The sequence below is a fragment of the Rhodospirillales bacterium genome, from assembly GCA_016872535.1.
GTDB lineage: Bacteria > Pseudomonadota > Alphaproteobacteria > Rhodospirillales > 2-12-FULL-67-15 > 2-12-FULL-67-15.
This window is the reverse complement of sequence record VGZQ01000088.1, coordinates 1-11,824: the sequence shown is the minus strand read 5'-3', so window position 1 is coordinate 11,824 and position 11,824 is coordinate 1. Positions and strand designations below refer to the sequence as shown.

The window sequence follows — 11,824 nt, the reverse complement described above, 5'->3', positions numbered from 1 at the left end:
CGCCGCCGATCTTGCCGCCCAGCTCGCCGCCGAGGCGGATAAGCGCTTGGGAGCCGAGGAAGCCGGCGCGCTCCGGCCGTTCTTCACCGCCTATTACGCCAACGTCGCGCCCCGCGACCTCCAAGGCTTGCCGCCCGAAGACCTGTTCGCCGCGGCGCTGGCGCATTGGCGCATGGCCGAGCGGCGCAAGACCGGCACCGCTCTGGTGCGCGCCTATAATCCGAACGTCGAGACCGACGGCTGGAAAAGCGCCCGCACGGTGATCGAGGCGGTAACCGACGACATGCCCTTCCTGGTCGATTCGCTCGCCGCCGAGTTGAGCCGCCAGGGGCTCGTCGCCCATCTCGTGGTCCATCCGATCGTCGCGGTGCGCCGCGACGGCGAGGGACAAGCCTTGGCTGCCCTGCCGCGCGATTCCGAGGTCAAGGACGCGAAGCGCGAATCGTTTTTGCGCGCCGAGGTCACCGCCCAATCTCCCGATCGGCTGAGCGCGATCGCGCAAGGGGTCGGCCGGGTGCTCGACGACGTGCGCGCCGCGGTCGAAGACTGGGGCGCCATGCGCGCGCGCATGGCCGAATCCGCCGCGATGCTGGACGGAACCGCCGACCCGACGGTGCGCGAAGCGCGCGAATTCCTGCTTTGGGCGCAGGACAACAACTTCACCTTCATCGGCGCGCGCGATTACGACATCGTCGATCGCGCCGCCAAGACGCTCGGCGACAAGGCGCGCTTTTCGGTCGTGGCCGGGTCCGGGCTCGGCATCCTGCGCGATCCGGCCCGGGTCGTTTTCGAGGAATCGCGCGAACGCGCCCCGATCCCGGCGGACGTGCGCGCCTTTCTCGAGCAGCCCGACCCGCTCATGGTCACCAAGACCAATCGCAAGTCGCCGGTCCACCGCCCGGTGCACCTGGATGCGATTTCAATCAAGCGACGCGACGCCGAAGGCCGCATCGACGGCGAGCGCGTGTTCGTCGGCTTGTTCACGTCGGGCGCCTATAACCGGTTGCCGCGCGATATTCCGCTGCTCAGGCGCAAGGCCGAGGCGGTGACCGCGCGCGCCGGCTTTCGCCCCGGCAGCCACGACGCCAAGGCGCTGCAGCACATCATCGACAGCTATCCGCGCGACGAGCTGTTCCAGATCGGCGTCGACGAACTGTTCGACATTTCCCTCGGCGTATTGCAGCTTCAGGAACGGCTGCGCGTCGCCCTCTTTCTCCGCCGCGACAGCTTCGAACGCTTCGTCACCGCCCTGATCTACATCCCGCGCGATCGTTACACCACCGATCTGCGGTTGCGTATCCATGCGATCCTCGAACAGGCGTTGGCGGGCACCGTCGCCAACCATTACATCCAGTTCGACGACACGCCACTGGCTCGTCTGTTGGTGGTGGTGCATACGACGCCGGGCAAAATACCGCCGGTCGATGCGGCCAAGCTCGAAGACGTGCTGACCGAGGCCGCCCGCTCGTGGGCCGACCGCCTTCAGGTGGCCCTGGTCGCGAGCCTGGGCGAGGCGCGCGGGCTCACGCTCTACGCCCGCTTCGCCGAGGCGTTTTCGCCCGGCTACCGCGACCACGTGAGGCCGGAAGACGCGCTGGTCGACATCGCCGCCATCGACCGGACGCTGCAATCGGGCGAGGTCGGGCTCAACCTCTACCGCCGGGAGGGCGACGCCGAACACCAGGTCCGCTTCAAGCTCTACCACCCGGGCGGCGCGGTGCCGCTTTCGGACGTGATGCCGATGCTGGAACGCATGGGCCTTCGCGTGGTCGACGAAATCCCCAACACGGTCGTGCCCGGGGGCGTCAAGGCGCGCACCGTGCGCATCCACGATTTCGGTCTCGAGACCCGCGACCGCGCGCCGATCGAGCTTGCGGCCGTGCGCGAACCGTTCCACGAAGCCTTCCGCCGCGTCTGGAAGGGCGAAATGGACAGCGACGGGCTGAACGCGCTCGTCGTCCAGGCCGGGCTCGCCTGGCGCCAGGTGGTGGTGCTGCGGAGCTTGAGCCGCTATCTCCGCCAAGCCGGGATTCCGTTTTCGCAGGATTACATGGAGGCGGCGCTCACGGCGCAACCGATGATCGCGCGCCTGATCGTCGAACTGTTTCTCGCCCGTTTCGATCCGGAGCGGACGGCGGAAACCGACAAGCGTCTCGACGGGTTGCGGGCGCGCTTGAACGAGGCGCTCGATGCCGTGGTCAACGCCGACGAGGACCGGATCCTGCGGCGCTTTGTCAACGCGGTCGAGGCGGCGCTTCGCACCAATTTCTTCCAGAAGGATTCCGACGGCAATCCGAAGCCCTACCTCGCGATCAAGTTCGATTCGGGCAAGATCGAGGATTTGCCGCTGCCCCGCCCGTTGCGCGAAATTTTCGTTTTTGGCTCGCGCATGGAAGGCATTCACCTCCGCTTTGGTCTGGTCGCGCGCGGCGGCATCCGCTGGTCGGACCGGCGCGAAGACTTCCGCACCGAAATCCTCGGCCTGGTCAAGGCGCAGCAGGTCAAGAACGCGGTCATCGTTCCGGTCGGGGCCAAGGGCGGTTTCGTGCTCAAGCGCGCGCCGAGCGCGTCCGACCGCGAGGCATATCTGGCCGAAGGCGTCGCCTGCTACAAGACGCTGATCAACGGCCTTCTCGATCTGACCGACAATCTGGAGGCGGGCAAGCCCGTGCCGCCGCGCGACGTGGTGCGCGCCGACGGCGACGACCCCTATCTGGTGGTCGCCGCCGACAAGGGCACCGCCACTTTTTCCGACATCGCCAACGGCCTCTCGCTCGAACGCGGCTTCTGGCTCGGCGACGCGTTCGCTTCCGGCGGCAGCCAGGGCTACGACCACAAGAAAATGGGCATCACCGCCAAGGGCGCGTGGGAATCGGTCAAGCGCCATTTCCGCGAAATGGGCCACGATACCCAGAGCCAGGACTTTACCGTCGCCGGGGTCGGCGACATGTCGGGCGACGTGTTCGGCAACGGCATGCTGTTGTCGCCGCACATTAAATTGGTCGCCGCTTTCGACCACCGCCACATCTTTATCGATCCTGATCCCGATCCGGCGAAATCGTTGGCCGAACGCCGGCGCATGTTCGCGCTCCCGCGCTCGTCGTGGGCCGATTACGACGCCAAGCTCATATCCAAGGGCGGCGGCGTGTTCGAGCGCAAGGCCAAGTCGATCGCGTTGTCGCCGGAGGTGAAAAAGCTCCTTGGCCTCGCCAAGGCGAACGCCACGCCGGCCGAGATCATGAACGCGATCCTGAAGGCCGAAGTCGATCTCTTGTGGTTCGGCGGCATCGGCACCTACGTCAAGGCGGCGACGGAAAGCCACGCCGATGCGGGCGATCGCGCCAACGACGCGATCCGCGTCAACGGCGGCGACGTGCGCGCGCGTGTGATCGGCGAGGGCGCCAACCTGGGCGTCACGCAGCGCGGCCGCATCGAATACGCGCTCAGGGGCGGGCGCCTCAACACCGATTCGATCGACAATTCGGCCGGCGTCGATTGCTCCGACCATGAGGTCAACATCAAGATCCTGCTGGCGTCGGTGGTCGCCGCGGGCGGCCTTAACGACGAAAAACGCAACGCATTGCTCGCCGACATGACCGACGAGGTCGGCCGGCTGGTGCTGCGCGACAACTATCTTCAGACGCTCGCCATCTCGCTCGCCGAATCGCAGGGCACGGCCGCGCTCGACGCGCAAGGGCGCCTGATGCGGATGCTGGAAAAAGCCGGACGGCTCAGCCGCGCGGTCGAATATCTGCCCGACGACGAGACGCTGGCCGAACGCGCGGCGGCCAAGAAAGGACTGACCCGGCCCGAAAACGCGATCCTGCTGTCGCACGCCAAGCTCTGGCTCTACGACGAAATCCTGCCCTCGACGCTGCCCGACGCGCCGTATTTGGAACGCGACCTGATCGCCTATTTCCCAAAGGTCCTGGGCGAGAAGTTCGCCGACGCCGCGAGATCGCATCGCCTCAGGCGCGAAATCATCGCCACTTCCGTCACCAACGCGATCGTCAACCGCGCCGGGGCGACCTTCGTGCCCGAACTGGTCGAACGCACCGGCATGCCGGCGGCGGAAATCGCGCGCGCCTTCGTGATCGCGCGCGAGGTGTTCGCGCTCGATGCGCTCTGGGCGGAGATCGAATCGCTGGACGGCAGGATACCGGCGGCGGCGCAAATCGCCATGCTGCACGCGATCAACGCGCTTGTCATGCGCGCCACGCTCTGGTTCCTGCGGCACGGGCGCAAGGACGTCGCCATTTCCGCCATCGTCGGCGAATTCCAGGGCGACGTCGCCCGGCTGGCGGCGGGACAGGACTCGTTCTTGCCCGAGCATTACCTGGGCGACCTCGCCCAGCGCGCGGAACGCCTGGTCGCCCTCGGCGCGCCGAAAGCGCTGGCCAAACGCGTCGCCGGGCTGGTCAATCTCTATTCGGCCGGCGACATCGTCGGCCTCGCCAAGTCCCACGGACGGACGGCGACCGAAGCGGCGGCGGTCTATTACGCGGTCGGCACGCGCTTCCGGCTCGGTCGCCTGCGCGCGGCGTGCGAATCCATGGACGCGGGCGGCCATTGGCGCAAACTCGCGATCGGCGCGCTGGTCGAGGAAATTTTCTCCCATCAGCTGGCGCTCGCCGATCAGGCGCTGGCGCTCGCGCTCGCGGAAAAGGGCGAAGCCGCATCGGCCACGGTCGAGCGCTGGCTTGCCGCCCATGCCACGTCGGTCGCCCAGGCCGAAGCGATCCTCGCCGAATTGTGGGCGACGCCGATCGACGATCTCGCCCAGGTGGCGGTTGCGAGCCGCCAACTGCGCGCGCTCGCGCAGGCAGCAGGGCCGAAGGGCTGAGGCCCATTGGCTTGACCGTGTTTCTCCTCACCCTCCCGCGATCCCGGGTCCCTCCCTCTCCCTCCACGAATGTGGGGGGAGAGGGTTGGGGTGAGGGGGACGGTTCGGTTCGTCCGTGAATCCGCATCGCCCCGCGTCCGTTCCCGCGCTGGTCGCGTGGGCGCTCTATGATTGGGCCAATTCGGCCCACCCGACGCTCATCACCACCTTCGTGTTCGCCGCCTATTTCACCAAGGCGGTGGCCGCCGATCCGGTGACGGGCACGGCGCAATGGGGTTACGCGGCCTCGGCCGCGGCGCTCGCGGTCGCCCTGGTCGGCCCCGTCGCCGGGGCGATTGCCGACAACGCGGGGGGCCGCAAACCCTGGCTCGCGGTCGCGACCGTTCTCGCCATCCTCGTCACCGCCGCGCTGTGGTTCGTGAAGCCGTCGCCGTCGCATGTCGGTCTCGGCTTGGCGCTGGTGGCGCTCGGGATTTTCTTTTTCGAGCTCGGCACGGTTTTCTACAACGCCATGCTGCCCTCGCTGGTGCCGCGCGTCCTGATCGGGCGGATGTCGGGTTGGGCGTGGGGGCTCGGGTACGCGGGCGGCCTCGCCGCGCTGGTGGTCGCGTTGTTCGGATTCGTCAAGGCCGAGACGTCCTGGTTCGGCGTCACGACCGAGGACGCCGCCCACGTGCGCGCGGTCGGGCCGCTGGTCGCGGCCTGGTTCGGGCTGTTCGCGCTGCCGCTCTTTATTCTGACGCCCGACACGCCACGCGGCGGGATTTCCTTGCGCGAAGCTGCGCGCCAGGGCCTGGCGCAGCTCGCGGGGACGGCGCGCAAGGTGCGCGGGTTCCGCCACGTGGTGCTGTTTCTTTTCGGCATGATGTGCACGGCCAACGGCCTCACCACCTTGTTCGCGTTCGGCGGCATTTACGCCGCCGGCCGGTTCGGGTTCGATTTCGAGGAACTGCTGCTGTTCGGCATCGCCATGAACGTGACCGCTGGGCTCGGCGCCGCGGCTTTCGGCTGGATCGACGACGCGATCGGGCCGAAGAAAACCCTTTTGATCGCGCTCGCGGGGCTGTTCGTTCTCGGCGCCGGGATTCTCCTGGTGGAAAGCAAAACGGCGTTCTGGGTGGCGGCGCTGCCGCTCGGCCTGTTCGTCGGGCCGGCGCAGGCGGCGGGGCGCTCCTACATGGCGCACGTGGCGCCCGCCGACATGCGCGCCGAGATGTTCGGGCTCTATGCGCTGGCCGGCAAGGCGACCAACTTTCTCGGGCCCGCGCTGCTCGCCTCGATCACCGACATGGCCCAGAGCCAGCGCGCCGGCATGGCCTCGATTCTCGGGTTTTTCGTCGTCGGCGGGCTGTTGCTGACGCTGGTCCCCGATCCGCGGGAAATCGCGCGATAAATCTCAATGCCGGAAGTGGCGCATCCCGGTGAAGACCATGGCGAGGCCGCGCTCGTCGGCGGCCTTGATCACTTCGTCGTCGCGCATGCTCCCGCCCGGCTGGATGACGGCGGTGGCGCCGGCTTCGGCCGCCGCGATCAGGCCGTCGGCGAAGGGAAAGAACGCGTCCGAGGCGACCACCGATCCCTTGGCCCAGCTTTCCTTGTCGCCGGCGACGCGGGCGGCGTCCTCCGCCTTCCACGCGGCGATGCGCGAGGAATTGACCCGGCTCATCTGGCCCGCGCCGACGCCGACGGTGGCGCCGTTCTTGACGTAGACGATGGCGTTCGATTTCACGTGCTTGCAGACGGTGAAGGCGAACAGCAGATCCGCCATTTCGGCGTTGCTCGGCTTGCGCTTGGTGACGACCTTCAAGTCCTTCTCGGTGAGCGCGTTGTCGCGGGTCTGGAGAAGATACCCGCCGGCGAGGGAACGAACGGTCATGCCTTGGGCATTCGGATCAGGCATGGCGCCTGTTTCGAGCACGCGGACGTTCTTCTTCGCCGCCAGGATTTGCGCGGCCTCGGGCGCGATCTGGGGCGCGATTACCACCTCGACGAACAATTTGGCGATCTCGGCCGCCGCGTCGGCGTCGAGCGCGCGGTTGAGGGCGACGATGCCGCCGAACGCGCTTTCGGTGTCGCAGGCATAGGCGCGCAGGTAGGCTTCCTTCAGCGTGTCGGCCTGGGCGACGCCGCACGGGTTGGCGTGCTTGACGATGACGCAGGCGGGGCGGTCGCGGAACTCGGCGGCGAGTTCGAACGCGGCATCGGTATCGTTGAGATTATTGAAACTGAGTTCCTTGCCCTGAAGCTGGCGGGCGGTGGCGATGCCCGGCCGCGGTCGCGCGGGCGAATCCCCGCGCGCGGAAAATTCGAGTCCGCCCCGGTAGAACGCCGCCTGCTGATGCGGGTTCTCGCCGTAACGCAGCGTTTGGACCAGATCGCCCGCGAATGCCATGCGGCGGGGGAAGGTTTCGCCCAACTGTCCCGCGAACCATGTCGATATGGCGGCGTCGTAGGCGGCGGTGCGGGCATAAGCCCGCGCGGCGAGGCGCTTGCGGAACTCGGGCGTGGTGGCGCCGCCGTTGGCCTTCATCTCGGCGATGGCTTCGGCGTAATCGGCGGGATCGACCAGCACGGTGACGAACGCGTGGTTCTTGGCGGCGGCGCGGATCAGGGCGGGGCCGCCGATGTCGATGTTCTCGATGCAGTCGGCGAACGCGGCGCCCTTCGCCACCGTCGATTCGAAGGGGTAGAGATTGACCGCGAGCAGATCGATCGGCTGGATGGCGTGATCACGCATCGCCTTTTCATGCTCGGGGTTGCCGCGTACCGCGAGCAAGCCGCCATGGATCTTGGGCTGCAGCGTCTTGACCCGGCCGTCCATGATCTCGGGAAAGCCGGTGAATTGCGACACCTCGACCACCGGCACGCCCGCGTCCTTGAGCGCCTTGGCCGAGCCGCCGGTCGAGAGAATCTCGACGCCTTGCGAAACGAGGAACTTGCCGAGGTCGATCAACCCGGTTTTGTCGGAAACGGAAACAAGTGCTCGGCGGATTTTGGCGGTCATGCGAAGTCCTGCGTTCAACGGGCGGCGGGAACGGCGGCGGTTGTTTCAGCGGGAACGTATTCGGGCACCAGGCGGCGAAGGCTCGCGCGCACGGCCGTGTCATCGCCCGCCTCGGCGGCGCGGGCGACGGCGGCGATGCCGGTTTCCAGCGCGGTCTTGTCCGCCGCCCGGGGCGCGGCGACGAAGATGCCGGCAAGGCCCGACGGCGCCAGCGGCTCGGCGCCGTGGAACAGCTCTTCGTGGAGCTTTTCGCCGGGGCGGATTCCGGTGAAGACGATGGGGATGTCCTGATCGGGCTTGCGGCCGGCGAGACGGATCATCTGGCGGGCGAGATCGACTATTTTGACCGGCGCGCCCATGTCGAGCACGAACAACTGGCCCTGGCGGTGCGAAGAACGTGCCGCGGCGGCCTCGATCACCAATTCGACCGCCTCGCGCACGGTCATGAAATAGCGCGTCATGTCCGGGTGGGTGACGGTAAGCGGCCCGCCGCGCGCCAGCTGATCCTGGAACAGGGGCACGACCGAGCCGGTCGAGCCGAGCACGTTGCCGAAACGGACGGTGACGAAACGGGTGGCCGATCCTTCGAGGTCGAGCGCCTGGCAATACATTTCCGCCGCGCGCTTGGTCGCGCCCATGACGGAGGCCGGGTTGACCGCCTTGTCGGTGGAAATCAAGACCATGGCGGCGGCGCCCGCCGCGCGCGCGGCGTCGGCGACGTTGACGGTGCCGGCGAGGTTGACGGAGGCGCCCTCGGCGGCGTTGGCCTCCACCAACGGCACGTGTTTCAGCGCGGCGGCATGGAAAACGATCTCAGGCCGCGCGCCGGCGAACAAGGCCCGCAGGCGGTCGCGGTCGCGCACGTCCAGCAGCACCGCGCGACGCGGCACGGCGGGGGCGATCCGTCCGGCTTCCAGGTCGATCTGGTAGAGGGCGTATTCGGAACTGTCGAGCAGCACCAGTTCGGCGGGCGCAAAGGCAAGAACCTGGCGGGCCAACTCGCCGCCGATGCTGCCGCCGGCGCCGGTGATGAGCACGCGCCGCCCGGCGAGAAGCGCGCGCATGGCATCGCGCTCCAACGGCGTTTGCGGCCGCCCGAGCAAGTCCTCGACCGCGATCGGGCGGATTTCGGCGCGATCCTCGATCCCGCTTTTCAAATCGGTCAGGCGCGGCACGCGGGCCAGCGTCATGCCGAGCCTGGCGGATTCGTCGAACAGTACGCGAATCCGCTCGCCCGCCAGCGCGTCCGAAGCGATCACCAGTCGCTGCGGCGCGCCGTTTTTCGCCTTCAGGCCGGCGACCACCTCGGCCAGGCGATCAACCGTGCCGAGCACCGGCACGCCCCGGATTTCGCGCCCGACCCGCTCGGCGCTCACGGCCAGGATTCCGACCACCCGATAGGGAGCGTGCGGATCGCGCGCCAACGCGCGGATGAACTGCTCGGCTTCGTCGCCGGCGCCGGCCAGCAGCACCGGCGCGCGCAGGGAGTGATCGGCTTGCGCGGCCACGCCCAAGCGGCGGTCCTTGGCCAAACGGTACAAAAAGCGCGGTCCGCCGAGCAACGCGATCAGAACGAACCAATTGATGACCACAATCGAACGCGGCAGGACGTCAAGCCGGGTCGCCAGGAACTGCGCGGCGAGGAACAGCAGTACCGTCAGGCTCGCCGCCTTGGTGATGGCGGTCAGGTCCTCGATCGAGGCGTAGCGCCAAATGCCGCGATAAAGCCCCATGAACATGAACACCCCGGCGGCGATGATCGCGAACGTAACCATGCCGGGAACGAGAATGTCGGCGTAAGGCGATCCGAACGCGTCATCGCCGAGGCGGAGATAGAGCGAAACCAGGAACGATACCGCAGCCATGACGATGTCGTGGCCATAGGCGATGGCGGCGCGCCGGCGGATGGAACTGATGGCGGGAAAGAGGGATGTCACGCGGATGGCGTTTCCTGGCGCGGTCGGTCGGTTGCGGGCGGCCGGAGCGTAAGCGCAAGTCCCTGGTCGAGCGAAAAGGGCGGTTGCCAGCCGAGCTGGTCGCGGATTTTTCGGTCATCCAGCTCAAGCGAGTCAAGCAAACGCCGGGCGCGGTCCCCTTGCCCCAAAAGGGTCGCGGCGAGGCGGAGAAGAGGGGGCGGAAACGAAAAAAGCCGCGCCGGCCGACCCACAAAACCGGCGATTTTTCGGATCAGTTCCGGGGTCGAAACGGTTTCCCCGTCGCCCACCATAAACGTCTCCCCGGCCGCGCCGGGATGGCGGAGGGCGAGCACGATCGCGTCCGTCAGGTTGCCGAGGAAAAGAAGGCTGCGGCGATTCGCGACGCTCGCCAACGGCAACGGCGGCGCCGAGCGGGCGAGGCGGATCAGGGCGGCGAAGTTGGCCTTCACCCCCGGACCGTAAACCAACGGCAAGCGCAGCACGACGACCTCGAGGGGCGCGCGCGCGATGGCGGCGAGCGCCGTTTCGGCTTCGGCCTTGGCGCGGGCGTAAGCATCGCCGGAATCGGGATTGGGCGGATCGATCTCGGAAAACGGCACGCGGCCCCCGGTCGTCTCGCCCAGCACCTTGACGGTGCTGAGAAAGATCAATCGGCGGACGCCGGCGCCCCTCGCGGCCTCGGCCAGCGCGCGGGTGCCTGCGGCGTTGACGGCGAAGATGTCGGACTCCTCGCTCGCGCTTTTGCGCGTGACCGAATGGGCCATGGCTGCCGCGTGCACCACCGCCTCGATGCCGTCCAGAGCCGCTCGCCAGTCGGTGGCCGGTCCGATCGGGCCGACGGCGATGGCGCGCGCGCAAGGGATATCCCGCGCCGATTCGATCCGGCGGACGGCGGCGACCACGTCGTGGCCGCGTCGGGCCAGCTCGGCGCAAGTGGCGCGGCCGATGAATCCGTTCGCGCCGGTGACGAGAACTTTCACCAGCCCACCGGCGCGTTGCGCGACAAGCGATGGAGCAACGCCGCGACGGCAATCGCCGCCACGACCAGCGCCGGGATGTCCCAACCCTTGGCAGCGGCGGCCGCCGCCAGGATGAGTACGCCGCCGCACGCGCCGACCGCGAGCGCCACGCCGGCATGACCCAGTCCTCCACGCGCGGCGCGTTGATAGAAATGCTGTCGGTGCGCGCGCCAGAATTTTTCGCGGCGCACGATTCGGCGCATCAAGGTCAGTGTCGCGTCGGCAAGATAATAGAGCGGCAGGATCAACGCCGCCGCCCATTGGCCATGCGCGGCGAGAAGAAGAAGCAACCAGCCGAGCAGAAAGCCCAAGGGAACGCTGCCGACGTCGCCGAGAAAAATCTTGGCCGGATGCCAGTTCCACCACAGAAATCCGGTCGCCGCGGCAACCAGGGCAACCCCGATCAACGAAAGCCCGCCGGCGGCACCGGTCAGCGCGGCAACCACGCCCACGCCGCCGCCGATCACCGCCGTTTCCACCCCGGAAATGCCGTCGATGCCGTCCATGAAGTTGAACAGGTTCGTGAACCACAACCACAGAAAACCGGCCAGGGCCCGGTCGAGCCAGACGGGAAGCATTCCGCCGAAAAACGGTCCCAGGTCGCGCATGACGTAAAGCGCCGCCGCGATCGCGGCGATTTGGGCGGCGAGGCGAAACCAAATCGGCAAGCCGCGCCGGTCGTCGAACCAGAACACCAATCCCAGCGCGCCGACGATCGCGGCGAGCACGACGGCGGACGCGGGCGGATTCGGCGCGTATAGACCGATGCCGCCGACGGCCAAGGCGAGAACCGGAGTCAGGACAAGGCCGGCGCCGCGCGGAACCGGGCTCGCGTGGCTCGATCGCTCGTTGGGGTGATCGAACAAGTTGAGCCAGGACAGCAGCATGAACGCGAGCCCCGCGCCGGCGAAGGCGGCGACGTGCAGCATCACGAACACGGCCATGTGGGTCGTCCAGGACATCGGCCGGAGTGTATCAGGCCGCGTCGGAACAGAAAGCGTCCCTCCGCGGCGCCGGGTTC

Annotated in this window: 6 protein-coding genes; 2 read left to right on the top strand and 4 right to left on the bottom strand. The window is 67.9% G+C overall.

Going from position 1 to position 11,824, the window contains the following annotated elements:
- Positions 1–172 precede the first annotated feature (172 nt).
- On the top strand, positions 173–4,843 hold the full coding sequence (locus tag FJ311_14085) for an NAD-glutamate dehydrogenase (protein ID MBM3952568.1): 4,671 nt from the start codon (positions 173–175) through the stop codon (positions 4,841–4,843).
- A gap of 115 nt (positions 4,844–4,958) precedes the next feature.
- Positions 4,959–6,236 (top strand): MFS transporter, encoded by a 1,278-nt coding sequence (locus FJ311_14080; protein MBM3952567.1) that lies wholly within the window; start codon positions 4,959–4,961, stop codon positions 6,234–6,236.
- Between the two features lie 3 nt (positions 6,237–6,239).
- On the opposite strand, the gene purH is transcribed toward FJ311_14080, so the two are convergent.
- The 4 genes from purH to FJ311_14060 all read right to left on the bottom strand — a co-directional run bounded on the left by purH (position 6,240) and on the right by FJ311_14060 (position 11,765).
- Positions 6,240–7,847 carry a bifunctional phosphoribosylaminoimidazolecarboxamide formyltransferase/IMP cyclohydrolase gene (gene purH / locus FJ311_14075; GenBank protein MBM3952566.1) on the bottom strand — a complete coding sequence of 536 codons (1,608 nt, stop codon included), beginning with the start codon at positions 7,845–7,847 and terminating at the stop codon, positions 6,240–6,242.
- A gap of 14 nt (positions 7,848–7,861) precedes the next feature.
- Positions 7,862–9,712 carry a polysaccharide biosynthesis protein gene (locus tag FJ311_14070; GenBank protein MBM3952565.1) on the bottom strand — a complete coding sequence of 617 codons (1,851 nt, stop codon included), beginning with the start codon at positions 9,710–9,712 and terminating at the stop codon, positions 7,862–7,864.
- Positions 9,713–9,780: 68 nt separating this feature from the next.
- Positions 9,781–10,764, bottom strand: coding sequence for an NAD-dependent epimerase/dehydratase family protein (locus FJ311_14065; protein ID MBM3952564.1), 984 nt, complete (start codon positions 10,762–10,764; stop codon positions 9,781–9,783).
- Complete coding sequence (locus FJ311_14060; GenBank protein MBM3952563.1) at positions 10,761–11,765, bottom strand: glycosyltransferase family 4 protein; 1,005 nt, start codon at positions 11,763–11,765, stop codon at positions 10,761–10,763. The genes FJ311_14065 and FJ311_14060 overlap by 4 nt, the downstream gene beginning before the upstream one ends.
- Between the last annotated feature and the right edge of the window lie 59 nt (positions 11,766–11,824).

Coding starts and splice junctions, on each gene's coding strand:
- purH (MBM3952566.1), bottom strand. CDS start 7,847: ATGACCGCCAAAATCCGCCGAGCACTTGTTTCCGTTTCCGACAAAACC.
- FJ311_14070 (MBM3952565.1), bottom strand. CDS start 9,712: ATGGCTGCGGTATCGTTCCTGGTTTCGCTCTATCTCCGCCTCGGCGAT.
- FJ311_14060 (MBM3952563.1), bottom strand. CDS start 11,765: ATGTCCTGGACGACCCACATGGCCGTGTTCGTGATGCTGCACGTCGCC.
- FJ311_14085 (MBM3952568.1), top strand. CDS start 173: ATGGCCGAGCGGCGCAAGACCGGCACCGCTCTGGTGCGCGCCTATAAT.